The sequence below is a fragment of the Synechococcus sp. WH 7805 genome (assembly GCF_000153285.1).
GTDB lineage: Bacteria > Cyanobacteriota > Cyanobacteriia > PCC-6307 > Cyanobiaceae > Synechococcus_C.
Genome location: NZ_CH724168.1, coordinates 291,607 through 315,027, shown reverse-complemented (window position 1 = coordinate 315,027; position 23,421 = coordinate 291,607). Strand labels below are relative to the sequence as shown.

At 60.0% G+C, this 23,421-nt stretch carries 28 protein-coding genes and 1 pseudogene; 14 read left to right on the top strand and 15 right to left on the bottom strand.

Going from position 1 to position 23,421, the window contains the following annotated elements; genetic code table 11:
• The 4 genes from WH7805_RS01930 to rsmA all read right to left on the bottom strand — a co-directional run bounded on the left by WH7805_RS01930 (position 1) and on the right by rsmA (position 3,276).
• Positions 1–984: a pyruvate dehydrogenase complex E1 component subunit beta gene (locus WH7805_RS01930; RefSeq protein WP_006041250.1), complete on the bottom strand. Its 984-nt coding sequence runs from the start codon at positions 982–984 to the stop codon at positions 1–3.
• 182 nt (positions 985–1,166) lie between these two features.
• On the bottom strand, positions 1,167–1,511 hold the full coding sequence (locus tag WH7805_RS01925; protein ID WP_006041248.1) for a DUF3082 domain-containing protein: 345 nt from the start codon (positions 1,509–1,511) through the stop codon (positions 1,167–1,169).
• On the bottom strand, positions 1,508–2,437 hold the full coding sequence (ispE, locus tag WH7805_RS01920) for a 4-(cytidine 5'-diphospho)-2-C-methyl-D-erythritol kinase (RefSeq protein ID WP_006041247.1): 930 nt from the start codon (positions 2,435–2,437) through the stop codon (positions 1,508–1,510). The genes WH7805_RS01925 and ispE overlap by 4 nt, the downstream gene beginning before the upstream one ends.
• Positions 2,434–3,276, bottom strand: a complete 843-nt coding sequence (gene rsmA / locus WH7805_RS01915; protein WP_006041246.1) for a 16S rRNA (adenine(1518)-N(6)/adenine(1519)-N(6))-dimethyltransferase RsmA — start codon at positions 3,274–3,276, stop codon at positions 2,434–2,436. Before rsmA ends, ispE begins: the two co-directional genes overlap by 4 nt.
• Positions 3,277–3,395: 119 nt before the next feature.
• Here rsmA and WH7805_RS01910 point away from each other — a divergent pair, with 119 nt between their 5' ends.
• Positions 3,396–4,007: a nucleoside kinase gene (locus WH7805_RS01910; RefSeq protein ID WP_071933666.1), complete on the top strand. Its 612-nt coding sequence runs from the start codon at positions 3,396–3,398 to the stop codon at positions 4,005–4,007.
• A gap of 36 nt (positions 4,008–4,043) precedes the next feature.
• Here the strand turns inward: WH7805_RS01910 and WH7805_RS01905 are convergent, their stop codons facing one another.
• Positions 4,044–4,439: a YraN family protein gene (locus tag WH7805_RS01905; RefSeq protein ID WP_006041244.1), complete on the bottom strand. Its 396-nt coding sequence runs from the start codon at positions 4,437–4,439 to the stop codon at positions 4,044–4,046.
• A 71-nt stretch (positions 4,440–4,510) separates the two neighbouring features.
• On the opposite strand from WH7805_RS01905, the gene WH7805_RS01900 reads away from it, so the two are divergent.
• The 5 genes and pseudogenes from WH7805_RS01900 (at position 4,511) to WH7805_RS01880 (ending at position 6,968) form a co-directional block, all read left to right on the top strand.
• Positions 4,511–5,131 carry an AAA family ATPase gene (locus WH7805_RS01900; protein WP_006041243.1) on the top strand — a complete coding sequence of 207 codons (621 nt, stop codon included), beginning with the start codon at positions 4,511–4,513 and terminating at the stop codon, positions 5,129–5,131.
• A gap of 78 nt (positions 5,132–5,209) precedes the next feature.
• Positions 5,210–5,686 (top strand): pentapeptide repeat-containing protein, encoded by a 477-nt coding sequence (locus WH7805_RS01895; protein ID WP_038004901.1) that lies wholly within the window; start codon positions 5,210–5,212, stop codon positions 5,684–5,686.
• Positions 5,686–6,129, top strand: a complete 444-nt coding sequence (locus tag WH7805_RS01890) for a hypothetical protein (protein WP_006041241.1) — start codon at positions 5,686–5,688, stop codon at positions 6,127–6,129. Before WH7805_RS01895 ends, WH7805_RS01890 begins: the two co-directional genes overlap by 1 nt.
• A gap of 12 nt (positions 6,130–6,141) precedes the next feature.
• A pseudogene (locus WH7805_RS01885) lies at positions 6,142–6,537 on the top strand (circularly permuted type 2 ATP-grasp protein); the annotation flags it as partial.
• Entirely contained in the window at positions 6,534–6,968 is a 435-nt protein-coding gene (locus WH7805_RS01880; RefSeq protein WP_006041239.1) for a 23S rRNA (pseudouridine(1915)-N(3))-methyltransferase RlmH, read from the top strand. The pseudogene WH7805_RS01885 and the gene WH7805_RS01880, both read left to right, overlap by 4 nt.
• A gap of 35 nt (positions 6,969–7,003) precedes the next feature.
• Here WH7805_RS01880 and WH7805_RS01875 read toward each other — a convergent pair whose 3' ends face one another.
• The gene (locus WH7805_RS01875) at positions 7,004–7,396 is read right to left on the bottom strand and encodes a hypothetical protein (protein WP_006041238.1); all 393 of its coding nucleotides are present in this window, start codon (positions 7,394–7,396) and stop codon (positions 7,004–7,006) included.
• A gap of 98 nt (positions 7,397–7,494) precedes the next feature.
• Here WH7805_RS01875 and WH7805_RS01870 point away from each other — a divergent pair, with 98 nt between their 5' ends.
• Genes WH7805_RS01870 through WH7805_RS01860 form a run of 3 tightly spaced genes read left to right on the top strand, consistent with a single transcriptional unit; the run spans position 7,495 to position 9,983 of the window.
• Complete coding sequence (locus WH7805_RS01870; RefSeq protein WP_006041237.1) at positions 7,495–8,214, top strand: SGNH/GDSL hydrolase family protein; 720 nt, start codon at positions 7,495–7,497, stop codon at positions 8,212–8,214.
• A gap of 45 nt (positions 8,215–8,259) precedes the next feature.
• Entirely contained in the window at positions 8,260–8,703 is a 444-nt protein-coding gene (locus WH7805_RS01865) for a LexA family transcriptional regulator (protein ID WP_006041236.1), read from the top strand.
• A 5-nt stretch (positions 8,704–8,708) separates the two neighbouring features.
• Complete coding sequence (locus WH7805_RS01860; protein ID WP_006041235.1) at positions 8,709–9,983, top strand: Y-family DNA polymerase; 1,275 nt, start codon at positions 8,709–8,711, stop codon at positions 9,981–9,983.
• A gap of 8 nt (positions 9,984–9,991) precedes the next feature.
• Here WH7805_RS01860 and WH7805_RS01855 read toward each other — a convergent pair whose 3' ends face one another.
• Positions 9,992–10,366 (bottom strand): hypothetical protein, encoded by a 375-nt coding sequence (locus tag WH7805_RS01855; RefSeq protein ID WP_006041234.1) that lies wholly within the window; start codon positions 10,364–10,366, stop codon positions 9,992–9,994.
• Positions 10,367–10,428: 62 nt separating this feature from the next.
• On the opposite strand from WH7805_RS01855, the gene WH7805_RS01850 reads away from it, so the two are divergent.
• On the top strand, positions 10,429–11,346 hold the full coding sequence (locus tag WH7805_RS01850) for a DUF481 domain-containing protein (protein ID WP_006041233.1): 918 nt from the start codon (positions 10,429–10,431) through the stop codon (positions 11,344–11,346).
• A gap of 2 nt (positions 11,347–11,348) precedes the next feature.
• On the opposite strand, the gene WH7805_RS01845 is transcribed toward WH7805_RS01850, so the two are convergent.
• From WH7805_RS01845 to dnaG, 4 genes are all read right to left on the bottom strand, one after another.
• Positions 11,349–11,645, bottom strand: coding sequence for a hypothetical protein (locus tag WH7805_RS01845; RefSeq protein WP_006041232.1), 297 nt, complete (start codon positions 11,643–11,645; stop codon positions 11,349–11,351).
• Complete coding sequence (locus tag WH7805_RS01840) at positions 11,645–11,902, bottom strand: hypothetical protein (protein ID WP_006041231.1); 258 nt, start codon at positions 11,900–11,902, stop codon at positions 11,645–11,647. Before WH7805_RS01840 ends, WH7805_RS01845 begins: the two co-directional genes overlap by 1 nt.
• A 1-nt stretch (position 11,903) precedes the next feature.
• On the bottom strand, positions 11,904–12,914 hold the full coding sequence (gene arsB, locus WH7805_RS01835; protein WP_006041230.1) for an ACR3 family arsenite efflux transporter: 1,011 nt from the start codon (positions 12,912–12,914) through the stop codon (positions 11,904–11,906).
• A gap of 120 nt (positions 12,915–13,034) precedes the next feature.
• A complete protein-coding gene (dnaG, locus tag WH7805_RS01830; protein ID WP_006041229.1) occupies positions 13,035–15,116 on the bottom strand; it encodes a DNA primase in 2,082 nt (693 codons plus the stop codon).
• A gap of 104 nt (positions 15,117–15,220) precedes the next feature.
• Here dnaG and WH7805_RS01825 point away from each other — a divergent pair, with 104 nt between their 5' ends.
• Positions 15,221–16,129, top strand: coding sequence for a DMT family transporter (locus WH7805_RS01825; RefSeq protein ID WP_038004258.1), 909 nt, complete (start codon positions 15,221–15,223; stop codon positions 16,127–16,129).
• Here the strand turns inward: WH7805_RS01825 and WH7805_RS01820 are convergent.
• Positions 16,108–16,575 (bottom strand): hypothetical protein, encoded by a 468-nt coding sequence (locus WH7805_RS01820; RefSeq protein WP_006041227.1) that lies wholly within the window; start codon positions 16,573–16,575, stop codon positions 16,108–16,110. The two genes, WH7805_RS01825 and WH7805_RS01820, sit on opposite strands and share 22 nt — an antisense overlap.
• A 21-nt stretch (positions 16,576–16,596) precedes the next feature.
• Between WH7805_RS01820 and ruvA the strand changes: the two genes are divergently transcribed.
• Genes ruvA through WH7805_RS01805 form a run of 3 tightly spaced genes read left to right on the top strand, consistent with a single transcriptional unit; the run spans position 16,597 to position 17,973 of the window.
• Positions 16,597–17,244: a Holliday junction branch migration protein RuvA gene (gene ruvA, locus WH7805_RS01815; protein ID WP_006041226.1), complete on the top strand. Its 648-nt coding sequence runs from the start codon at positions 16,597–16,599 to the stop codon at positions 17,242–17,244.
• A 54-nt stretch (positions 17,245–17,298) separates the two neighbouring features.
• Positions 17,299–17,568, top strand: a complete 270-nt coding sequence (rpsO, locus tag WH7805_RS01810) for a 30S ribosomal protein S15 (protein WP_006041225.1) — start codon at positions 17,299–17,301, stop codon at positions 17,566–17,568.
• A 27-nt stretch (positions 17,569–17,595) separates the two neighbouring features.
• On the top strand, positions 17,596–17,973 hold the full coding sequence (locus WH7805_RS01805) for a PAM68 family protein (RefSeq protein WP_006041224.1): 378 nt from the start codon (positions 17,596–17,598) through the stop codon (positions 17,971–17,973).
• Positions 17,974–18,010: 37 nt separating this feature from the next.
• Here the strand turns inward: WH7805_RS01805 and WH7805_RS01800 are convergent, their stop codons facing one another.
• From WH7805_RS01800 to WH7805_RS01790, 3 genes are all read right to left on the bottom strand, one after another.
• A complete protein-coding gene (locus tag WH7805_RS01800; protein ID WP_006041223.1) occupies positions 18,011–21,532 on the bottom strand; it encodes a DNA polymerase III subunit alpha in 3,522 nt (1,173 codons plus the stop codon).
• A 98-nt stretch (positions 21,533–21,630) separates the two neighbouring features.
• Positions 21,631–23,094, bottom strand: coding sequence for an Asp-tRNA(Asn)/Glu-tRNA(Gln) amidotransferase subunit GatA (gatA, locus tag WH7805_RS01795; protein WP_006041222.1), 1,464 nt, complete (start codon positions 23,092–23,094; stop codon positions 21,631–21,633).
• A 58-nt stretch (positions 23,095–23,152) separates the two neighbouring features.
• Complete coding sequence (locus WH7805_RS01790; RefSeq protein ID WP_038004256.1) at positions 23,153–23,398, bottom strand: DUF1816 domain-containing protein; 246 nt, start codon at positions 23,396–23,398, stop codon at positions 23,153–23,155.
• Positions 23,399–23,421 lie beyond the last annotated feature (23 nt).

The following is a 23,421-nucleotide window of genomic DNA, read 5'->3' as shown; positions in this document are numbered from 1 at the left end:
TCAGAGCCCCTGGCGAACAATGGTCTGTGCTGCTTCAACAATCTGGTGCGGCTGAATGATCGTGAGATTTTCAAGATTGCCGTTGTAAGGCGTTGGGATGTCCTGGCTCGAAAGGCGGATCGGTCGGGCGTCAAGATCATCGAAACAATGCTCGGTGATCAGAGCGATTAACTCGGCTCCGATGCCGCCGGTCTTCATGCATTCCTCCACCACGATCACGCGATGGGTCTTGCGAATCGATCGGGCGATCGTTTCCATATCGAAGGGCTTCAGACTGATCAGGTCGATCAGCTCCACATCGATACCGTCCTCCTCAAGCTGCTCCACCGCCTTCAGGCAGTGGTGGCGCATGCGTGAGTAAGTGAGGATCGTGACATCAGCCCCTTCCTTAACAAGGTCAGCCTGATCAAGAGCGCAGGTGAAGTCTCCTTCCGGTAGTTCCTCGCTGAGGTTGTAGAGCAACACATGCTCGAAAAACAGCACGGGATTGTTGTCGCGAATCGCGGCCTTCATGAGCCCCTTGGCATTGGTCGGGGTGCTGCAGGCCACAATCTTGATGCCGGGCACGGCGTGGAAATAGGCCTCAAGACGCTGGCTGTGTTCAGCGCCAAGCTGGCGACCGACACCTCCAGGCCCCCGAACGACTGTGGGGATCGTGAAATTGCCACCGCTGGTGTAGCGAAGCATCCCCATGTTGTTGGAGATCTGATTGAAGGCCAGCAGGAGAAAACCCATGTTCATGCCTTCCACAATTGGCCGAAGCCCCGTCATGGCAGCACCGACGGCCATTCCTGTGAAACTGTTCTCGGCGATCGGTGTGTCCAACACCCGCAGTTCGCCGTACTTCTCGTAGAGATCCTTGGTGACTTTGTAGGAGCCGCCGTACTGGCCCACGTCCTCACCCATCACGCAGACATGAGGATCCCGAGCCATTTCTTCATCGATGGCTTCGCGAAGAGCGTTGAAGAGGAGCGTCCCTGCCACGGCGTTGCTGCAATCCCGGCCATGCCGGCGTCAGCGGCCAAGCTATCTCAGCCCAGGCAACTTCAGCCTCCAGCGGCAAAAGTAGCCAGCAGAAGTACGGAAAGAAGCAGTCCGGGGGACAGCAGCAAAATCAGCTGGCCAAGATCATGAAGGGTCATCAACAGACCATTTCTCTTTCGACGCTAGGCAGCGTCACCATCCGGTCTTGTGAAAAGACTGCGAAGAAAGACAAGAAGCAGGCCCAGGCCGATGAACGCGAAGCTGAAGGTGGCCAGGAAGCACATCCCTGTGAACAAGGTCTTCAATGCCGAAGCAATGCTCTGGGCGATGGCATTGCTGAACGAGGGGGGATGGGCAGCGAAATAAGCCACCATCCCTTTACTAAGTCCGAGGCTCAACCAAGCCAGCATGAGGCTGGTCAGAGAGCCTGAGAGAAAACTCAGTGGTCCCTTGCGGGGCCGGGAATCAACGGCCTGCTCGGGACTGATGGAGGGATTGGCCTGATCGGCCTTCTGGCTCTCGGTCATGACATCAGCTTGACCCCGTGGGGGATTAACGAGCAACTCCAACTCCGCAAACCCAATCCATCAAGTTGAGCCTCCACAGCCTCCTTGGCCCGATCGGCCCCACTCCGGTCGAGAAAGAGTCCGAAACTGCTCGGGCCCGAACCACTCATCGCCACCTGCAAACAGCCTTGCTGGGGTCGCAGACACTTCATCGCGTTCCGCACAGACGGCGTTAGAGGCGCAACGACGGTTTGGAGATCGTTGCGTAACGGCGGGATGTCCTGGCCAAGGGGGTGCAGCCATCGGGCGGAGCGGAGGTCCTGACGACGGCGTTCAAACGAGGCCTCGTCTTGGAGGTACTGATGGCCACGCTGGCGCCGGTACTCGCCGTAGGCCCAGGGCGTGGACACACTGACCTCGGGATCTTTCACCAGAAGAAGTCCAAGCTCGGCCTCCACAGGCGGCAGAGGCTCCAGTCGTTCGCCACGTCCAAAGCACAATTGAGTCCCACCGGCAACGCAGAACGGCATATCCGATCCCAGGTCGGCAGCCAAGCGCTCCACTTGGCTCTCAACCAGGCCCAATCCCCAGAGTTCGTTGAGTGCAACCAGCGCAGCGGCACCATCGCTCGACCCACCCGCCAAGCCAGCGCCGATGGGAATGCGTTTGCTCAGATGCATCCGCGCACCAAGTTCACTGAAGCCGGAGCGTTCCCTGAGCAGTCGAGCAGCCCGGAGGATCAGATTGTCATCACCACAGCTGAGATCTGGCTCGTCACAGGTCAGAGAGAGAGTCCCGTCCGCCGTGTTCTCGCAACGAAGCTCATCCTTGAGATCGATGCTCTGCATCACCATGGCCAGCTCATGAAAACCGTCGGCACGCAGGCCAAGCACCTCGAGGTGCAGGTTGATCTTGGCGGGCGCAGTGACGCAAACCGAAGCCGTCATGGCGAGGACGCAGCGGAGTCGGCCTGATTCAAACCCCTGGCGAGCTTCACCCAGGCGTTGGGAGCCACCTCTTGGGGACGTTGGCGTAGATCAATACCGGCCTTCAGCGTGATCTCCTCCAGTTCGCAGAGGGGCTGGGACACGCTGAGGGTGTTGCGCAGCATTTTCCTCCGCGCCAGGAATGCCTGCTTGAGCAGACATTCCACGCGACGGCACGTGACTGGGTCTGGACGCTGCTCCTGGGGAAGGGGGTCAAGGCGGATCACTTCCGAGTGCACTTTCGGAGGAGGCTGAAAACAACGTGGCGGAACTGAACACACGCTGCTGCAATGGGCAAGCAGCTGCATACGAACGCTCAGGGCGCTGAAGCTGCTCGCTCCAGGCCTCGCACGGATGCGTTCAGCCACTTCCTTTTGCACAAGCAGCACCAGGCGTTGGTAGGGAGGATCAATCGGCTGATCCAGCCGACCGATCAGGCGCTCCAGAAGGGGGCCGGTGATGTTGTAAGGGATGTTGGCCACGACCTTGGTGGCCCGCTGACCATCGGGAAGGGTCAGCGGCACCTCGAGGACATCGCCTTCGCGCAGGGAAAACTGCGGGGAGTCAGCAAAACGATCTTGGAGTCCTGCAACGAGATCTCGATCCAGCTCCACGGCGTGCACCGCAGCAGCAGTGGATGCCAGAAGCCTTTGTGTGAGTGCACCTCGCCCAGGCCCCACCTCCAGAACCCGGTCATCGCTGCCAAGCTCGGATGCGTCAAGAATTTGATCCAGCACCCGTTCATCGCGCAACCAGTGCTGCCCGAAACGCTTGCGTGGCGAGTGGCCTCCGAAGCTCATCACATCGACGTCATCCGTTCACTGTGCATCAGCAGGTCTGCGCCTCCTGACTGATCCTGGTCGGGCCTTCACAATGAACTTCTGCCGAAGGTCGACTTCTGGAAGGCTCTCAGACGCCTTTGATCTGTATCTGCGGTCCTTCTGCAGCAGGGAAAACGGTGTTTTCTGGTTTGCTGGCTGCGGCACTCCAGAACGAAGGCATTCAAGCGGTCGTGATTGGTTGCGACGACTATTACAGCGAGCATTGGATCCCAGACCCGTTGTACGGCTTCGACACGGTGGATGCCATCGACGTCGACAGCCTGATCAACGATTTGAACGCGCTGCGCTTAGGACAACTGAAACATCGCCGTCGGTACGACATGGGCACCCGTGCCGTGCTTTGGACCCCAGTCGAAGACAAGGTCGATGATGCAGTCGACGTGGTGCTTCTAGAAGGAGCCTTCGGACCTCAGCTGCTTTTTGAGGAAGTGCCCCCTGATCTGTTGATCTATGTGGAGGAATCACTTCCGATGAGAGTGCTGCGCCGTCTGCGACGGGACACCCGAGAGCGACAGAGAACGGTGATCTCTGTGCTGAGGCAAGTGCTCAGGCAGATGATTCCTGGTGAACAACGCTTCATCAAACCTCTCAAGGAAGAGGCGGATGTGGTGGTGAATCGAAGCGATGAGGGATTGGCAGAGGTGCTGACGCGGATCAGGGTCCTCTGCGCAGACAGGCGGAAGGATTGAAGCCTTGCTGCTGGGATTTCGTTGTCTCTTGGCGTTTCAACCCGTTGCACTGAGATCCGTAACACTGAGCCAACGCACCGCCCGATGGCTCGGGGGCAGTGGAACCAATGCAAGAACCACTTCCAGCTGACTCGTTGCGTATTCAGGGTTGAAGGCGAACCAACAGTTCAGGGTTCGGGCCAGGCGACGTCGCTTCTGCGTATTCAAAGCCGCTTGTCCCCAGCCATCTGGTCCGCAGCGCCGGCGCCCCTTCACCTCAACCGCCAACAAGCGGGATGTCTTCCCACTGTGTTTGCACATGAGCAGATCAATTTCCCCGTAACGGCAGCACCAACGCTGATGCAGCAGGACCCAACCACGGGTTTGCAGAAGATCCAGTGCCCGTGCCTCAGCCCAGAGGCCCGACGATGCAGTGCTCAACCTTGCCTTCATGCAATCAGGAGAGATCTGATCTGAAGCATTCCCCGCAATGTTGCAGCGCTAGAACAGCTCAGAGGCGCCAGATGCTCGTGCGAATCGCCATCAGCGGAGCCCATTCCCAGGGGAAAAGCACATTGGTCTGGGACTGGGTGAAACGCAATCCTCATTACATTCGCGAAGAAGAACCGTTTCGAGCCCTTCACAACGAGGGCTATGACATTCAATTTCGCCAGGAATGCAATCGTTTGCATAACGGCATTCAGTTGTATTACAACGCCAGCCGAGTCAATGCCTATGGATCCAGAAACGAATGCGTGATTTTCGATCGCGCACCAGTGGATTACATCGCTTACTCGCAGTACACAGCGGACTACGGCACGACTGATATCAACAATGAATTCGTTGAAGCCATGGTTCCCAGGGTGAGAGACACACTTCAAAACCTTGACCTGATCGTTTTCATACCCATCAGCGAGCGATGGCCGGTGGAGATGGAAGACGATGGCATTCGCCCTATTGATCTCCCTTACCGCAGTGAAGTTGATGCCATTTTCAAACAGATTTATCGCGACAAGCGATTCAATGTGATGCCAACGCAGAACGCTCCACAACTGATCGAACTTTGGGGGTCCCGCGAGGAGCGGCTTGAACGGCTTGAAGACGCCATCAGAAGACAGCGCGGATCGTTCACGCCTGAGGGATGACGGTCTCGATATGGGCTCCCAGGCGTGAATGTCCAAGGCCCATCCCGCTTAGTCTGGTTTTACGCCTTGATTTCAATGATGCAACGCTGTCTGCTGGCTCCAGTGCTTGCCTTGTTGCTGGTGTTCGGCCTGCTGCTTCCCTCCGCTGAGGCAGCGATGGATTACGCCAAACAGGTGCTGATCGGAGCTGATTTCGCCAACCGGGAGATGCAGGGGGTGACCTTCAACCTCACCAACCTGCGCGAGGCTGATCTCTCGGGTAGTGACCTGCAAGGAGCCAGCTTGTACGGCGCCAAGCTGCAGGACGCCAACCTCAGCCGCACCAATCTCCGCGACGCCACGCTGGATTCCGCCGTGCTCAACGGCACGGATCTCACCGATGCCGTTCTGGAAGACGCCTTCGCGTTCAACACCCGTTTCATCGATGTGACGATCAGCGGCGCTGATTTCACCAATGTGCCCCTAAGAGGGGATGTGCTCAAAACCCTCTGCGCAGCGGCTGAGGGCACCAACCCCGTGACCGGACGGGACACCCGCGACACCCTGGGCTGCTGATGAGCTTTGACCCTCGCAGCCTCGAACGACTGAAGAAACTGGGCCGGGAATTGCCGCAATCGCTGCCGACCCCCGCTGACAAGCCCAGTGAGGCCCCTCGCGCCAGCGAGCGGCTCCACAAGGTGGAAACAGAAGAGAATCCCCAGGCTCTCTTCCATGAACTGATGAACGTCAGCGGCGATGGAACCGTTCCAGAGCACCTCTTGGATCGTCTTCGCCAAGCGGAGACCAAAGCCGAGGCGGAATCCCGGCAACAGACGCGGGGAGCAGCACACAACTCACCCCAAGAGGGGGGTCTCTCTTCGGCCCCAACGCCAGCCCGCAACGCCGGCCCGGGAAAAAACACCCGTCCTCGACGCCCGGCCGTGACGCCCGGCAGCGAAGAGGAAAGCCTGTATGTGGCGTTCGGACAGCTCTTGCTCGAAGACGATGACGCCGGCTGAGGCCATGGCTACGCCGTCCGTATCCGAGAAGCCTCCTTGGCGGCCGGACTGCCCCAGAACTCAGCCCATTCACCTCGGCCCGTTCAGCAGGGTCTGCAGCTGCTTCGCAATGCTCTGCATCAGCTCTGCCCCCATCAGGATGATCCACTGATCGTGTTGCTCACCCCCAGCGCCGTCAGTACCGAGATCAGTGAGCACCGCTTTCTGGCTGAATCCATGGGAATTTCACTGGCCTCTCCAGAGGATCTGCATGGCGATCAGAACCGGCTGTTTCTCCTACAAAACGGACAAAATCTGCCCGTGCGTCCAGGAGCGCTCACTCGCGTGGCGCCCCCTGGCTCCTCGATCGTGAATCTGAACCGCGGCGGCAGCCTCAAGGACACCTGGATTCTCGACGACGCGGCATGAACATCTCCCGCTGCCGGATCATCGCTGTTGGGAAGGTGCGCAAGGGCTGGGTCCAAGAAGGGGTGGCCCTCTACCTCAAACGCCTCCAGGGCCTCCAGGTGGTGGAACTCAAAGACAGCACACCCGAGAAGGAAGCGGAGGCGATCCGCTCCACGCTGCGAGCAGATGAATGGCCGGTGATGTTGATGGAGCAAGGCACACCACTGGCTTCGATCCCTTTCGCTCAACGGCTCGAGCGTCTGGGCAATGAACGCCTGGCTTTTGTGATCGGCGGCGCCGATGGACTCACCGATGAGCTCAAAGCTGCAGCCCGCTGGCAGCTGAGCCTCTCACCAATGACTTTCCCCCATGAACTCGCTCGGCTGCTGTTGCTCGAGCAGCTGTTCCGGGCGCAGGCCATTCTTCAAGGGAGCCCATACCACCGGGCATGAGTAGTCATGAACGGTCCCCAGCAGATCCCTGGCAACTAAACAGTCCAGGGCGTCAGGGTTACCGGCTGGAATTTGGCGATACTCATCGTCCAGGCACGTCCACCCATCGCCCGTAGGCCGGCGTGGAACGCCGCGGTATCGCCACTGTTCAACCAGGCTGCTTTCAACGCTGGAAGGTCCTCGGGCAAACGCTCCATCGCCAGCTCCACCAGCAGCAGGCTCTCCACCCCGCAGGCTCGCTTCAAGGGGCCGTTTTCACTGCGTTGCCAGACGCGCAGCAACAGCTCCAGAGCCAGGCCGTGGGCCGCTTGTGTTGGCTGATCGGCAACGGCTTCATCGGCCTTGAGTGAACGACCCGCAAGGGGGAGAGCTCGGGCCCCTCCCTGTTCAATCAGGGCCAGAGCTATGAGATAGGGAGACTCAGCCATGGGTGTGTCCGCAATCCGGGCATCCTCACTGATCGGAACCGCATTGGCACCGCCTACCGGGTGTCGCTGAACTGAAGCAACGCGTGTCCTCGCCCTCCATGACAGCAACCATCCAGGATCCTCGAACCATTCTCTGTTTCGGCGATTCCAACACCTGGGGATTCAACCCGGACGGCAGCGGACGCTTTCCGCAGCCAACACGGTGGCCGAATCAGCTGGAGCGTGCTCTCAACCAAACCAGGCCCGACCTGCCTTGGCGGACCGTCGAGGAAGGACTCAATTCCCGTACATGGCTGCACGACGATGCCATCGGTACCGCGAACTACGGCGGCGACTACAGCTGCAGCGGCCGATCAGGCCTCATGACCGCTCTCCACAGCCACAAACCGATTGATGTGGTGATCCTTGCGCTGGGTTGCAATGACTGCAAGGGCTATCTCAATCTCTCCGCCGAGCAGATCACGGCAGGCGCTCGCATCCTGATCCATGACACCCGCAGAGCCCTGAACTGCGGCCCCCGCCTTGATCCGCCTACGTCTCCGCGGATCATTTTGATGACACCACCGGCCATCCGGATCACTCCCCAGTCGCTGACCTGGGGGTTCGAGGGCGCTGAGCTCAAATCCCAGGCACTGGCAGAGCACTACTGCCAACTGGCCGCTGAACTCGACGTGGCCTGTTTCGACGTGCAGCCCGTCGCCAATCCCTCCACCCTGGACGGCGTTCACTTCGATGCCCAGGCTCAGGCGCTGATTGCCGCCGGGCTTGCTGCATGCATCTGCCAGACCCTGGGGCAACACCCAAGCGCAGACAATTAGAACGCCTGTACTAACCTAGAAGTCTGATTTGCTCGTTTCGTCTCTGTGGCGTTCGATCGCTCCTTCGGCCAGTTGCCACAGCCCCTGTGTTCCCAGCGGCGTCCGCTCCACCTGCCCCTGGCCTGCGAACGGGTGGCTGCGGGCTTTCCCTCCCCCGCGGACGATTACGTGGAGGTGGGAATCGATCTCAACGACCAGCTGATCCGCCATCCCAGCAGCACATTTTTTCTGAGAGTGAGCGGTGATTCCATGACCGGCGCCGGCATTCATGACGGCGATCTGTTGGTGGTGGACCGCAGCCTCGACCCCAGGCCGGGTCGAGTGGTCGTGGCGGTGCTCGATGGCGGTTTCACACTCAAGCGACTGGCACGCCATCGCGGTCGACTACGGCTGGAGGCCGCCAATCCCGACTATCCCCCCCTGGAACTGGAGGACTGCGGCGACATGCAGATCTGGGGCGTCGCCATCCATGTGATTCACCCCCTCTAAGCACCATGAGCCGGGTCACCGCCCTGATCGATGCCAACAATTTCTATGCCTCCTGCGAACAGAGCCTCGATCCGGCCCTGCTGGGACGCCCCGTCGTGGTGCTGTCGAACAACGACGGCTGCATCGTGGCCCGCAGCGCCGAAGCCCGGGCCCTCGGCATCGCTATGGGCACCCCCTATTTCAAGGCGAAGCAGGACCTGGAAGCCCAGGGAGTGGTGGTGCGAAGCTCCAACTACGCCCTCTACGCCGACATGAGCCAGCGGCTGATGAGTCTGCTGGAAAGCCAGGTGGAAGAGCTCGAGGTGTATTCCATCGATGAAGCCTTCGCCCGCATCAGCCGTCCTGCTGATGGCGATCTACGACCCTGGGGCCGACGCATGCGGGCCCTGGCACGGCGCAATCTGGGGCTGCCGATCGCCATCGGACTGGGAGCGAGCAAAGGCCAGGCGAAGCTCGCGAACCGACTGGCGAAGGTGGAGGCCAGCCATGCCGGCCTGTTCGATCTCGGAGACTGCGGCGACGGGGATCGCTGGCTGGAGACGATCGCCATCGAGGATGTGTGGGGAATCGGCCGCAAGCTGGCCCACTGGTGCCGACTGCGAGGCGTGCGCAATGCCCGCGAGCTGCGCGACATGGCCAGCGGTCCGCTGCGGGCCAAGGCAGGCGTCGTGGGAGTACGCCTGCAACGCGAGCTGCAGGGTCACGCCTGTCTCCCCCTCGATCTCATCCCGGCACCCAAACAGGAAACCTGCGTCAGCCGCAGCTTCAGTCGGCCGGTCACCTGTGTGGAGGAGCTGCGTGAAGCCGTAGCCACCTATGTGGTGCGAGCGGCCGAGAAATTACGCCGACAGAATCAACGGGCCGCGGCCCTGAGTGTGTACACCCGCACCAGCCCGTTCGTGCCCGCCTTCTACAGCCGGAGCGCCAGCACCTCTCTCGACCTGCCAAGCAACGACACCCAGGTGCTGCTGCAGGCAGCCCTTCCCCTGGTGGAGCGCATCTTTCAACCCCATCGGCAATTGGCGAAGGCCGGAGTCCTCATGCAGCACCTGCAGGGCACCGAGCAACTGCAGCACCATCTGCTGGTGCCCTGCAGCGCTGTGGACCAGGCACGCCGGGAGGTGCTGATGCGCACCATCGACCAGCTCAACCAGCGGCATGGGCGGGGAACCATTCAGTGGGCCGCCTGCGGCCTGCATCCGGGCTGGGCGATGCGGCGTGGGCAGCTCGGCCGCGCCGCCACCACGCGCCTGAGCGATGTGCCGGTGGTCCAAGCCTGAACCTGGCGTCACCCACGGGAGAGGAACGCGCAATCACCGAGGGAGGCGACCACCTGACTGACTCCGTCTTGAAAATGACGCGCATCAATCGCACCAGTTCGGGAGAAACTGGTCTTCAACGTCTTGAGTTGTTCCACCGCTGCATCAGGGGACAGCACCTTGTCGTCTCTGACCAGCGAACAGAACGTGGCCGCCGCTCCGTAGCCAAAGCCGCTGGAGAACGCACGACGCCCGAACCAGGCAGCTGAAAACGGCAGGATCACTCCGCCGCAAAGGAGCACAGCCAGGATCACGATCCAGAATCGTCCGCCTTGCACCCAGTAGGGGACCAAATAGAGGCCATCATCAGCTGGAGAACGGTCATGGCGGGAATGATCAGGCATCAGGGAACACAGCGAACCAGGAGTGTTGTGACAAGATCTGCAGTCGCCAAAGTGATTTGAAAGTGCTGCGCAGACTTCCCATCACAGCAGCGCTTGTGCTGTTCGGACATTCAGCACTGGCTGCTCCAGTGGCAAAGAAAGAACAGGTCACGCTCAAACTGAAGAACGGAGACACGCTGAAGGGCGTGCTGGTTCCGGAGGAGACCACAGAAACCATCACCATTCTTCTGCATCCAGTGCTCGGTCGGCTGCGCATTCCGGCCACGGCTCTGATCGTCGAACCACCAGCAAAGCCATGGAGTCTGAGTGTGTCCGGAGGACTCTCTGCGAACAACACAGACAACGATCTCTCCGCAGGTGGAACCTTTCAGCTCAACACCAGCTACAGCAAAGGCGCCGACCGTGTGAGCGTGAGAGGACGTGCCACCTACGAGGTCACACGCGACAAGGGAGAGACAGCGAACACAACGGACACCAATGAAGGCGAAGGCGAACTGCGTTACACGCGAGCGTTGGGGAATCGCCTGAACGCTTATGCAACTACCACCTTCAATTACGACACGCTCAACACGATCGGAACCGACGTGTTTGTGGGATCCGCTGGCCTGGGCTACGACCTGATCAAAAACAAAACAACAACATTGAATGTGTCTGTGGGCCCCTCGGTTCAGCAGATCTGGGGAGGCCGTGGATGTGATGCAGATCCAATCTGCGGACAGACCTTTGCCGCCAGCACCGCGAGAGCGCAGCTGGAGTGGAAACCCAGTTCCATCGCGAGCGTCACTGTCACCAACAGCTACACAGGCGCCTATGTCAACGGCATCGCCACAAACAACACCTTTTCAGTGGCACTCAAGATCTTTCCGATGGGGAATCAAAGACTGTTCACGTCACTGAACGGACAGACAATCTTCAACGAACTGCAGAGCCCGAAAATCAACAACAGCGTCTCCATGCAGCTGGGGGTCAAGCTGGATTGAACTCAAGCGTGCTGCAGCAGCTGCACTTCCTGGGCACGGCTGCTGTACAGAAGCACCATGTGCTCCCCATGGCCATTGAGCCCTGTCTGCTCCCGCAGCGAATCGGTACTGGCCAACGCCAGTCCACAGGTTTCGCAGAACAGCACCGGAAGCGTGCCGCCATGGCCCGACATCCGTTGCAGATCGAGGGCCTGACGGGCAGCCCGTTGTGCCTTCTCGAGACCCAAGCGCTCCACCAGGGAAGGCCAGAGACCATTGACGGGCTCACAGGTACTGAAATCAATTGAGGATCCCGTCATCAGACCGGTAATTGCTCAATGGCCACCACAATCATCTGCGGCGTCACCGGAATGGTTTCCAGGGCATCGTCGTTGTCGAGGTAGGCATCGAAAGACGCGAAACGATCGATGCGGGGGTCAGCGCCTTCGGCTGCGCAGGCCTTGATCCAGTCGTTGTCGTCGGGCTTCACCGCCACGTAAGCCTGAAGGGCTTCCTCCAGGTCACCGCCATCGCCGATGCCCTCCCCGTGCCAGATCGCCTCGAAAAATTCAGACATCTCAAACAGGAAACAGACGACGGTTGCGGTTGGCGATCGCCACCAACGAGAGCATGACCGGCACTTCCACCAGAACTCCCACCACAGTGGCTAAGGCAGCACCGGACTGCAAACCGAACAGACTGATCGCCACGGCAACAGCCAGCTCAAAGAAATTCGAAGCCCCGATCATGGCTCCCGGTGCAGCAATGGCATGCGGCTGACCCCAGAGCCGCATCCACTGCGCCGTGATCCAGAAGATCAGATAGGTCTGCAAAATCAGAGGCACGGCGATCAGCACGATGGCCAGAGGGTCCGCAAGGATCGATCCTGCCTGCACCATGAACAGGAGCAACACGGTGCCGATGAGGCACACCACGGTGAGCGGTTTAAGGCGATGCTCAAGCCTGCTGATGCGAGTCGAAGACTGCAGAAAGACCCGGGTCAGCCAACCGGCCGCCAGCGGAACCACAACAAACAATCCGACAGCCGCGATCAGGGTGTCCCAAGGGACCAGAACCTCACTCACGCCGAGCAGCAGGGCTGCAATCGGACCGAAGGCAAACACCATGATCAGGTCGTTCACCGCCACCTGCACCAGGGTGTAATTGGCGTCTCCATCGCTGAGACGGCTCCAGACGAACACCATGGCGGTGCAGGGGGCCACGCCAAGCAGGATCATGCCGGCCACGTACTGATCACCGAGTTCAGCGGGAATCCAGGGGGAGAACAGGCCGCGGATGAACAGCCAGGCCAGCGCTGTCATCGTGAGCGGCTTGATCAGCCAGTTCACCGCAACGGTGATGAGCAGACCGCGCGGTTGACGGCTGAGACCTCCGATCGCGGAGAAATCAACCGCCAGCATCATCGGGTAGATCATTCCCCAGATCAGCAGAGCGATCGGGAGGTTGATCCCTGCCACTTCAAGGGATGCGATCACCTCCGGCAGGGCAGGAACCGCTGCACCGAGTGCCACGCCCGCGCTGATCGCCAAAGCGACCCACAGACTGAGAAAGCGCTCGAAAACACCCATCAGGCTTTCAGGAGTTCGTTGAGATTGTCGCTGACGCAAGGATCTGACACTGACTCTCCCCGGCCTGCGACGCCAGCGGAACTCCGACCATGCCGACGCATGGCAGATCACACGGTTGACTCAGGCGCTCATGGCCGATGCATCCGAGTCCGCAGGAGAGATGCCGTCGCCGTAGCCAGCGCAGCGCTGTTGATCCAGATGCAGGATGTGGCGGCGTTCGCTGTAGTACAGCTCCTGAAAACGCAGGGCTTCGGCATTGAGATCGTCGAACATTGCTTGAATCCGCTGCTCCATGTCGACGGTTTGGGGCTGTTGCTGCTCACGCTCCTCATCGATCAGCACGGCAATGCAACGCTCAAGCGTCTGAAGCCGCTGCCCGGCCCAGGCCTCAAGCAGGTGGCGGCAGCGCTTGTGGCTTTTCTGACGCTCGAGCATGGCGGCCGTTCCTCGCAGCTGTTCCATCGGCCGGGACAAGGCGACCTTCTGAAGCTCGCCAGGCTCCAGCAGGGGTGTGAGGCGTGTCACAAGGCTGCTGTTTTCCAGAAGCAGTTGATCGGTGAGCAGGCGGGGCAGATCCAGATCAGCCAAGTCATCGCCTCGATCCTCACCGCGACTGATGGATTCCAAGCGCACACTGCCAAGATTTCCTTCCTCCAGCTCCGTGAGGCACGACCAGAGCAGACGGTGGTGCTGCAAGGCGAAGTCCTCGAGTTCACGCCTGCGCAGCTCCTGCCGGATCGAGCCACGGTGTGAGGGGCAATGAAGGTACAGGCGCAGGATCTCCGCTTCACAACGCTCTCGCTGACTCGCTTCCCCCGATTTCTCATGACGGGCTGAGCGTCCATGCCAGCGCTGTCCCTGAACCTGCTGACGCAGGTCTTCCTCCAGCTGAAGAGCCAAGCGCCCCTGACCGCCGCTGAGGCGCTCGGACACTTGCTGGATGTAATGGGTGCGAATCGCCGACTGAGGAAGCTTGCCCAGCAGTTCCACTAGGGCGGAAACGGAACGCTGGAACTGGTCGGCCTTGCTGAGATCTCGTCCCTCCAGCACCTGCTCGATCTGCCAGTCGAGCCAGAGAGGCGCCTGATCCAGAAGGGCCCTGTAGTCACCGGCGCCATGGTCCTTGAGGAATTCATCGGGATCCTTTCCAGAAGGAAGGTGAAGAACACGCAGCTCAAGTTGTCCCTGAAGGGCCAGCTGTTCCACCTCGCCGATGGCGCGATTGGCGGCGCGAACGCCGGCACCATCAGCATCGAAGTTCAGCACGATGCGCTTGCCATCGCAGCAGCGGCACAACTGGGTGATCTGCTGGCTGCTCAAGGCCGTCCCCAGGGAAGCCACGGCGTTGGTCACGCCCGCAGCATGCAGGGCGATCACGTCGAAGTAACCCTCCACCACAACGGCACGGTCGTCTTTGCGGATTGCGGATGCCGCCCGATCAAGGCCATACAAGTGCTTGCCCTTCTCAAACACCTCGGTTTCCGGAGAGTTGAGGTATTTGGGTTCGGTGCCATCAAGACTGCGGCCGCCGAAACCGATCACCCGGCCCTGACGGTCCTTGATCGGCACCATCACTCGATGCCTGAAACGGTCATAGAAGCCATTGCCGCCCTTTCTCGGCACCACCAGACCTGCGGCTTCGAGATGCTCAGGATCCAGACCCTCAATCTGCTGGAGGTGCTTCAGCAGACCATCCCACTGATCCGGCGCATAACCCAGTTCAAACTGCTCAAGAGTGGCGTCACTGAGTCCACGCTTGTCTTGCAAGTAGCGCAGCGCATCAGCACCGGATGCAACCTTCAGCTGGCTCCGAAACCAACCAGCGGCCAACGCCAGCACCCGATGCAACGTGTCCCGACGCGACAGCTGCTGCTTCAACCGCTCCTGCTGGGGACCATCGACGGTCTCCACAGGCAATTGATAACGACGGGCCAGATCCAGCACCACATCGCTGAAGCTCTGGCGCTGAAACTCCATCAGAAACTTGATGGAGTTTCCTCCCGCACCGCAAGAGAAGCAGTAGTAAAACTGCTTCGCCGGCGACACCGTCATCGACGGCTTGCTGTCGTCGTGGAAGGGGCAGATCCCAACAAACTCTCTGCCCTTCTTTTTGAGCACGACGTGCTCACCCACCACATCAACGATGTCGGCACGCTCCTTGACGGCCTCAATGGTTCGGGGATGCAGACGGGCACTCACCATCACCCCATTGTGGAAGACCCAGGCGCTTGCGACGAGAAATCCGCCGAGGGAAACCGTTCGTCCCTACGGGTGGCAAGGTTGTTGGAGTGGTTGCGGACGTGTTGATGCGGAGCCTGCTGGCAGCGATCCGCGGAACGCAGTCACCCCAAGAGTGGAGAGCCTGCACCTCTTTGCTGGGTGCAGCAATGGCTTTCAGCCTGATGACGGTCTGCGTGAAACACCTCGGGGGCCGTTTGCCTGTGGCGGAGATCGTGTTGATCCGATCACTGATCAGCATTGCGATCACCCTGACGATGCTTGCGCAGGTGAACGTCTCGCCCTGGGGGCATCAGAAAGGACTCCTGCTGATGCGCGGGGCGCTCGGCACCATCGCGCTGCTGCTCTTCTTCCAGGCCTTGGCGAGTTTGCCCCTCGCGGCAGCGACCCTGATTCAGTACACCTATCCCACGCTGACGGCGCTCTCAGCCTGGGCTCTGCTCAAGGAACCGATCCGCAAACGCATCGGACTGGCCATCGTGCTCGGCCTGATCGGAGTGATCCTGGTGGTCCAGCCCGAATGGATGGGTCAGTCCGTGGCAGGACTCCCGACCGTGGCAGCGCTGATCGGACTCGGTGGAGCCCTGATGACAGCCCTGGCCTATGTGAGCGTGCGTCAGCTGTCCGGGAGGGAACATCCGCTGGTGATCGTGTTTTATTTCCCGTTGGTCTCTGTGCCCGCCACACTGCCGCTGCTCGTGGGCAGGTTCGTTCTCCCGACCGGCATGGACTGGGTCTGGCTTGTCGGGGTCGGTCTCATGACCCAGATGGGGCAGATCTGGCTCACCCAGGGGCTGGCAGCCATGCCAGCGGCCCGAGCCACATCAATCAACTATGTCCAAGTCGTGTTCGCGACCCTCTGGGGTGTGCTCTTCTTCGCAGAGCCGGTTACTGGGAGCGTGATTGTTGGAGCACTGTGTGTTCTTGGAGCCACGCTGATCAGCTTGAGCGCCCGTCAGTCGATGGCGAGGGGGTAGGTGATCCAGGCCTGCGATGCGCCGTCATCAGAGCCGCTTGGAATCGCCAAACGCCAGCTTTCACCGCGTTCACCCCGTTCGAGGTACAGCTCAAAGGCGCTATCCACCTTGACAGCGTCACCGGGCAGACGCCAGTCAAAGCGACCGGTGAGATGCACGCCTTTCTGCTCACCGATGCGGATCGCGTCCTGATCTTCCAGCCGCACCCTGCTCACCTCGGGAACACCGCCAGCGTCCAGATCAAGGGAACGGGCGATGGAGGTCTGCGTGAGCTGGATCTGCTGGCCCAACGCACTCAGCAGAACGGAGCGAGGAGGTTGATCGGATGCCACGCATGCAGAGAGCCCAATGCTCATTACCAAATAAAGCAGGCCTGTTACCGCGATCCGGAGCCAGCGACGAAACGGAACGGGCATGGAGAACGGGCTGGACAGATCAGGCAGCATGGCTTCAACAGACACTCTCCCATGATCGGCTGGCTGCAGGGAGAAAGAATCCAGAGCTGGGAGCAAGGTGGTCGTCGTGGGGTGGTGATCGCCTGCGGCGGAGTCGGTTACGAGGTGCAGCTCACCTCCAGGGATCAGAGCCGACAGATGGATGGCACCTCCTGCACGTTCTGGGTGCACCAAGTGCAGCGGGAGGATGGATCCACCTTGTACGGATTCTGCGAGCAACAGGAACGCGATCTGTTCCGAACCCTTGTTGGCGTCAATGGGGTTGGTCCGCAGATGGCCCTGGCGTTACTCGATTGTTGCCGAGTTGAAGAGCTCGTGGCTGCCATCGTTGATGGCGACCTGAAACGCCTCACGCAGGCGCAAGGTGTTGGCAAACGCACCGCTGAGCGGATCGCGGTGGAACTGCGTGATCGCCTCGGTGCCTGGGCACCGTTGCAGGAACCAAGCCTGTCCCTCGTGGATCGCAGTGATGTGAAGGAGATTCCCCTCGGGGAGACATCCTTAAGGGAGCTTCAGATCACCCTCGAAACCCTTGGCTACGAAGATCTGGAAATCCGCAGAGCCATGCGTGCCGTGGCAACAGGGACCGACGTGCCCGCAGAGGATGACGGCGACGCCTGGTTACGGGCAAGCCTGAAGTGGTTAAGCCAATCGGCCTAGGGGCCCACGGCAGAGTAAATTGTTTGTTTGCACTGTCAGGGCCAGACGCCGCGCATGTCGCTCGATACCACCGAAAAGCAAGAACTGATCAACGCTCATCAGACCCACGCCACCGACACCGGATCGGCTGAGGTTCAGGTGGCCATGCTCACAGAGCGCATCTCGAAGCTGAGCAGCCACCTGCAGCAGAACATTCACGACTTCTCCTCTCGTCAGGGTCTTCTGAAGATGATCGGCCGTCGCAAGCGCCTGCTCGGCTATGTGCGTAACAAGAGCGAGAAGCGGTACACGGATCTGATCGCCAAACTGGGCATCCGCGGCTAATCCGCGGTTCCAGTTTCTTCGTGAGCCATGGCCGAACGACGCGATCCCCTGCCGTTTGAACCGCGCCGATCGGCACCCACTCCTTCGGTCAACCAGCCGATTCCCAAAGATGTGGCCAATCGGATGGCTCGGAGGGTGGCCATCGCGACCGGACTCCCTTCCTTGATGGGAATGGGCGTGTTTGTCGGAAGCTACGTGCTGGTGAGCCGAGGCATCCTTGACATCCCGCCTGGAATCACGCTGGTCACGTCCGGCTTGTTTTTTCTGCTTGGCCTTGTTGGACTGAGTTACGGCGTTTTGTCAGCGAGCTGGGAACCCCAACCCGGAACTCTGCTTGGAATCGAGCACATCAAACCCAACCTGCAGAGACTGCGCAGTTCGATCCGAGCCCAGAAGCAGAGCTGAAATCGTTCGCTTCAATCCCTCGTCTTCAGACCCAATCTCAAACCAACAGGGGGTCACTGCAACTGACCCTGAAGGAGCTGTCCAGCAGATGCTTTTGCGCAGCAGCAACATCTCGGACGCAGAATTGGGGACCTAACCGCACGTAGCGAACATCCGATCCCCGTCGGACGGCGGCGACCACCGGAACGCGCACCCCGAGTTCATCCTGATCGGGGCGGTACGCCTGCAGGCACTCCCTCAGCTTGTGCTGAACAGCCACATCACTGGCCTGATCGGCATCCAGCTCCACCATGAGGAGGCGCAAATCATCGATGGCACGGCAGTCATCCACAATCAGCTGAACACGCTCATCGCGGCGATCAACAGCAGCCCAAACCAGTAGGCGGGCTTCGACAAGCAGATGATCCGCAAGCCGCGCATAGCTCTTGGGAAAGACCACTGCCTCACAGGAGCCCGTCAGATCTTCCAGCTGAAGCACAGCCATGCGGTCACCCTTTCGCGTCGTCACCTGACGCATTTCGCTCACCATGGCAATGGCGCTCACCTTGGCCTTGTCCGCTTGCTCCTCCAGACCAGCAAGCCCGATCGGTGCCAGCAGTCGGGCCGGAGGGGTGAGCTGCTTGAGCGGATGGTCTGAAAGGTAGAAACCCACCAGATCTTTCTCGAGCTTGAGCTTTTCGCTGGGGTGATAGTCCTTCACCGGCGCAGCCTTGGGCGCCAGGCTCAGGTCAGATGGAGCATCGGAATCCCCGTCTGCAGAGCCTGCCATCAGATCGAAGAGATTGCCCTGACCACTGGCACGATCCCGGGCACGGGAATTCGCCCAGTCGAGCAGCAGATCGAGATCGGCGATCAACTGGGCACGGTTGGCCTCTGGCTCAAGGGCATCCATCGCACCGCAATGAATCAGTGATTCGAGGCTGCGGCGATTGATCACGCTGGAAGGCACGCGATCGCACAGATCAGCGAGGGATTCAAAGGGTCCATCCGCTTCTCGGGAACGAATCAGAGCACGGATCGCTCCGTCGCCGAGATTGCGTACCGCGGAGAGGCCGAACAGGATGCGTTGATCGCGGGGGGTGAAGTCGGTGCCCGATGCGTTGACATCCGGAGGCATCACCTCAATGCCCATGGCGTTGCAGTTGGAGATATAACGCTGCACCTTGTCACTGGCACCGGCATTCACGGACAGCAGCGCAGCCATGTACGCCACCGGATAGTGCGCTTTGAGATAAGCGGTCTGATAGGTCACCGCCCCATACGCCGTGGAATGACTCTTGTTGAAGCAGTATTCGGCGAAGAGCACCATCTGGTCGAAGAGTTCATCGGCCACCTTGTCGTCGACACCGCGCTCGGAGGCGCCCTTCACAAAGATGCCCCGATGTTTCTGCATCTCAGACACCTTTTTCTTGCCCATGGCCCGGCGCAGCAGGTCAGCTTCCCCCAGGGAGTAACCCGCAAGATCCTGGGCGATGCGCATGATCTGCTCCTGATACACCATGATTCCGTAGGTTTCGCTGAGAATCGGCTCCAGGGTGCTGTGAGCGAAGTCGATCGCCTCACGTCCATGCTTCCGGTTGATGAACTTGGGAATCAGTCCGGCATCGAGAGGGCCAGGGCGATACAGCGCCAGGATTGAAGAAATATCCTCCAGTGACGACGGTTTGAGATCGCGCACGATCTGACGCATCCCGGTCGACTCAAGCTGGAAAATGCCCTCCAGGTCACCGCGGGCCAGAAGATCAAAGGTCCCCTGATCCTGAGGGGGGAGCTTGTCGGGATCAATCCGTTCCCCACTGCTCTGAGCAACAAGCTCAAGGGTCTTGTCGATCATCGTGAGATTTTTGAGCCCCAGGAAATCCATTTTGAGGAGCCCCATGGACTCCACGTCTTCCATGAAGTACTGGGTGATCACCTGACCGTCGTTGTTGCGTTGCAGGGGGACCAACTCATCAAGGGGATCCGCGGCAATCACCACACCGGCAGCGTGCACACCAAAGGTCTTGTTGGTGCCCTCAATGCGCATGGCCATATCAACCCAGCGTTGAACCACAGGGTCCTTGTCGTATTTCTCCTTGAATTCGGGGTTCGGCGACTCATCGCCGATCATTGCCTTGAGCTTGGCTGGCTTTCCGCGTACCACCGGGATGAGCTTCGCGAGCCGGTCGGCGTCGCCATAGGGAATATCCAGCACCCTGGCCACATCCTTGAGCACAGCCTTCGACGTCATCCGGTTGAAGGTGATGATCTGCGCCACTTTCTCCTCGCCGTAACGGCGCGTGACGTAGTCGATCACCTCGCCCCGGCGTTCAATGCAGAAGTCGGTGTCGATATCAGGCATCGACTTGCGTTCTGGGTTCAGGAAGCGCTCAAACAGCAAGCCATTGCTCACCGGGTCGATATTGGTGATTCCAAGGGCGTAGGCCACGAGCGAGCCAGCCGCCGAGCCGCGGCCAGGACCGACTGGAATACCTTGCTCTCTGGCGAAACGGATGTAGTCCCACACCACAAGGAAGTAGGTGGGAAATCCCATCTGCTCCATGATCTGAAGTTCATGGGCGAGACGATCGGCGTAGGTCTCCTCGATCGTGTCGTTGCTGGATAATCCAAGCCGATCACGCAGACCTTGCTCGGTGACCTCATGCAGGTAGGTGACCGGCGTATGCCCCTCAGGGATTGGGAAGCGGGGCATCTGATAGCGGCCGAGGATGTCATAGTCCTCAACTTTCTCCGCCACAGACACAGTATTGGCAATGGCCTCCTGCACCACAGCAGGGTCAAGGTGATCGGCAAACAACCGGCCCATCTCCTCTTCACTCTTGAGATATTCAGTGCCTGTGTAACGAAGGCGTTTCTCGTCGCTGATCAGCTTGCCCGTGAGCACGCAGAGGAGGGCGTCATGGGCTTCCACGTCATGACGGGTCAGGTAGTGGGCATCGTTGGTGGCCACCACCTGAATACCGAGCTCCTGCGCGATCTTGACGATCTCCACATTCACAATGCGATCTTCGGGAGAGCCGTGATCCTGGATCTCAAGATAAAAATCCTCTCCGAACACCTCCTGGTACCACCGGGCCACGTCCCTGGCCACATCGGGTCTCTCACGCATGATGGCCTGAGGAATCTCTCCGCCTAGACAGGCGGTTGCCACGATCAGACCCTCGCTGTACTGCTTGAGGAGGTGCTTGTCGATGCAGGCTCGGGAGAAAATTCCCCGACCGCGCATGCCGCGCAGGTGACTGATGCTGGTCAGCTTGACGAGATTTCGATAGCCGACAGCATTTTTCGCCAACACAACCAGGTGATAACGCCGCTCCTTCTTGGGCTGTGGGTCATCAATGGACCCATTGATGACGTACATCTCATTGCCGATGATCGGCTTGATCCCCGCCCCCTTGCAGAGCTTCAGCAGCTCCACGGCTCCATACATCACACCATGGTCCGTCAGAGCCAGTGCCGGCATTCCCAGCTCTTTGGCACGCTCAACCATCTGGGGCAGCTGAGATGCGCCATCCAGGAGGCTGTAATCGCTGTGGTTGTGAAGGGGAACGAATGCCATAGGCATAGCCTAAGCGCCGGCGCAAGATGCAGGGGCAGGACCGAGTCGCCAACACCGCATCTAGCGTGAATGGATCCAATCGAACCAGCTGGCAACGTTCAGCCTGGGATGAACGCCCCCTCTGGACGGGATTTCATGACATCGGCTGCCTGTTCGTACTGGTGAGCAACCTGCAAGAGGCGCGGCTCCTCGAGCACGTTTCCAATCAGCTGCACTCCGATCGGCAGTCCTCCGTTATCAAAGCCGCAGGGGAGGCTGATCGCCGGAAGACCCGCCAGATTGGCCGGAATCGTCAGCAAATCAGATAAGTACATCGCCAGCGGATCATCCGCGTGGGCGCCGTTCTTAAAGGCCGTACCGGGAGCAGTTGGCGTCAGCAGCACATCCACTGACTGGAATGCGGCATCGAAGTCACGCCGGATCAGCGTGCGCACCTGTTGGGCCTTCTTGTAGTAAGCATCCACATAGCCCGCCGACAGCGCATAGGTGCCGATCAGGATGCGGCGCTGTACCTCACTGCCGAATCCTTCGGCACGGCTACGTGCGGTCATCGCGGCCAGCGAGGCTGCATCCTCAGCCCGGTATCCATACTTCACACCGTCGTAACGGGCGAGGTTGGCCGATGCCTCAGACGGTGCAATCACGTAGTAGGTGGCGATCCCGTCGTTGAACCGGGGACAGCTCACATCCACCAAATCCGCCCCAAGGGCCTGCAGCTGCTGCGCAGCAGCAAGAACGGATGCTTTCACCTGAGGATCCAGACCCTCCTGTTCGAAGCATTCCCTCACAAGTCCAACTTTCAGGCCTTCCACGGGACGCCCCAGTGCCGCGCAGTAATCCGGAACGGGAGCATTGAGACAGGTGGAATCGCGGGGATCCGCACCCGCCATCACCTGAAGCAGCTCCGCGGCATCGGCCACGGAATGGCTGAAGGGACCGACCTGGTCGAGGGAACTGGCGAAGGCAACGAGTCCATAGCGACTGACACGCCCATACGTCGGCTTAAGACCGACCACGCCGCAGAACGAGGCCGGCTGACGAATCGAACCGCCGGTATCGGAACCGATGGAGGCCAGACACTCGCCGGCCGCCATCGCCGCAGCGCTTCCACCGGAGCTGCCGCCAGGGACATAGTCAGGATTCCAGGGGTTCGCCGTGGGCCCGAAGGCGGATGTCTCCGTGGATCCACCCATGGCGAACTCATCGAGATTCGTCTTACCGAGCAGAACGGCTCCAGCAGCCCAGAGGCGCTCGGTCACCGTGGACTCATAGGGGGGAACGAACTGCTCCAGCATCCGACTGGAGCAAGTGGTACGAACACCACGTGTACAGAGGTTGTCCTTGATGGCCAAAGGAACCCCGGCGAGACGAGGCAAGTCCTCACCGGCGGCACGGGCTTCATCAACGCGATCGGCATCGGCCCTGGCCCGCTCCGCGGTGACCTCAAGGAAGGCATGGATTCCAGGTTCAACCGCTTCGATCCTGGCCAGATGGTGGTCGGTGAGCTCCCGTGCTGAAACCTCTCCGTTCGCCAATTGCTGACGCCATTCGGCGATCGCCATGGTCAGAACTTTCGTGCAGCTGAGACGCTATCAGCCAGTCGAAATGCCAGAGAGCCTCTCAGGACGCAGACTCAATCGTGAACGGCTCCGTACGACGACAGCGGATCAGGGATTGCTCGATGGAATCGGGTGACTCAGATTCGAGGTCTGCGAGAAATCCTGGGAGAGCTTTCTCAAGACCGGAGCGGCGGACATAAGGTCCGAACCAGTAAGTCACACTCGGATTACGGGTGTGAACTTTGGCCCACCATGCGAGTCCAAGGCCGTTGGCAAGGGAGCGCATCGGCCAAATCAGCGGGCTCATGGCGGAGCTGTGAAGACTCCGTC

What these genes read in the sequence shown, in the direction of transcription:
- WH7805_RS01925 (WP_006041248.1), bottom strand. Translation starts at nt 1,511, where the DNA reads ATGACCGAGAGCCAGAAGGCCGATCAGGCCAATCCCTCCATCAGTCCC.
- ispE (WP_006041247.1), bottom strand. Translation starts at nt 2,437, where the DNA reads ATGACGGCTTCGGTTTGCGTCACTGCGCCCGCCAAGATCAACCTGCAC.
- rsmA (WP_006041246.1), bottom strand. Translation starts at nt 3,276, where the DNA reads ATGAGCTTCGGAGGCCACTCGCCACGCAAGCGTTTCGGGCAGCACTGG.
- WH7805_RS01905 (WP_006041244.1), bottom strand. Translation starts at nt 4,439, where the DNA reads ATGAAGGCAAGGTTGAGCACTGCATCGTCGGGCCTCTGGGCTGAGGCA.
- WH7805_RS01900 (WP_006041243.1), top strand. Translation starts at nt 4,511, where the DNA reads ATGCTCGTGCGAATCGCCATCAGCGGAGCCCATTCCCAGGGGAAAAGC.
- WH7805_RS01895 (WP_038004901.1), top strand. Translation starts at nt 5,210, where the DNA reads ATGCAACGCTGTCTGCTGGCTCCAGTGCTTGCCTTGTTGCTGGTGTTC.
- WH7805_RS01890 (WP_006041241.1), top strand. Translation starts at nt 5,686, where the DNA reads ATGAGCTTTGACCCTCGCAGCCTCGAACGACTGAAGAAACTGGGCCGG.
- WH7805_RS01880 (WP_006041239.1), top strand. Translation starts at nt 6,534, where the DNA reads ATGAACATCTCCCGCTGCCGGATCATCGCTGTTGGGAAGGTGCGCAAG.
- WH7805_RS01875 (WP_006041238.1), bottom strand. Translation starts at nt 7,396, where the DNA reads ATGGCTGAGTCTCCCTATCTCATAGCTCTGGCCCTGATTGAACAGGGA.
- WH7805_RS01870 (WP_006041237.1), top strand. Translation starts at nt 7,495, where the DNA reads ATGACAGCAACCATCCAGGATCCTCGAACCATTCTCTGTTTCGGCGAT.
- WH7805_RS01860 (WP_006041235.1), top strand. Translation starts at nt 8,709, where the DNA reads ATGAGCCGGGTCACCGCCCTGATCGATGCCAACAATTTCTATGCCTCC.
- WH7805_RS01855 (WP_006041234.1), bottom strand. Translation starts at nt 10,366, where the DNA reads ATGCCTGATCATTCCCGCCATGACCGTTCTCCAGCTGATGATGGCCTC.
- WH7805_RS01845 (WP_006041232.1), bottom strand. Translation starts at nt 11,645, where the DNA reads ATGACGGGATCCTCAATTGATTTCAGTACCTGTGAGCCCGTCAATGGT.
- WH7805_RS01840 (WP_006041231.1), bottom strand. Translation starts at nt 11,902, where the DNA reads ATGTCTGAATTTTTCGAGGCGATCTGGCACGGGGAGGGCATCGGCGAT.
- arsB (WP_006041230.1), bottom strand. Translation starts at nt 12,914, where the DNA reads ATGGGTGTTTTCGAGCGCTTTCTCAGTCTGTGGGTCGCTTTGGCGATC.
- dnaG (WP_006041229.1), bottom strand. Translation starts at nt 15,116, where the DNA reads ATGGTGAGTGCCCGTCTGCATCCCCGAACCATTGAGGCCGTCAAGGAG.
- WH7805_RS01825 (WP_038004258.1), top strand. Translation starts at nt 15,221, where the DNA reads ATGCGGAGCCTGCTGGCAGCGATCCGCGGAACGCAGTCACCCCAAGAG.
- WH7805_RS01820 (WP_006041227.1), bottom strand. Translation starts at nt 16,575, where the DNA reads ATGCTGCCTGATCTGTCCAGCCCGTTCTCCATGCCCGTTCCGTTTCGT.
- ruvA (WP_006041226.1), top strand. Translation starts at nt 16,597, where the DNA reads ATGATCGGCTGGCTGCAGGGAGAAAGAATCCAGAGCTGGGAGCAAGGT.
- rpsO (WP_006041225.1), top strand. Translation starts at nt 17,299, where the DNA reads ATGTCGCTCGATACCACCGAAAAGCAAGAACTGATCAACGCTCATCAG.
- WH7805_RS01805 (WP_006041224.1), top strand. Translation starts at nt 17,596, where the DNA reads ATGGCCGAACGACGCGATCCCCTGCCGTTTGAACCGCGCCGATCGGCA.
- WH7805_RS01800 (WP_006041223.1), bottom strand. Translation starts at nt 21,532, where the DNA reads ATGGCATTCGTTCCCCTTCACAACCACAGCGATTACAGCCTCCTGGAT.
- gatA (WP_006041222.1), bottom strand. Translation starts at nt 23,094, where the DNA reads ATGGCGATCGCCGAATGGCGTCAGCAATTGGCGAACGGAGAGGTTTCA.
- WH7805_RS01790 (WP_038004256.1), bottom strand. Translation starts at nt 23,398, where the DNA reads ATGAGCCCGCTGATTTGGCCGATGCGCTCCCTTGCCAACGGCCTTGGA.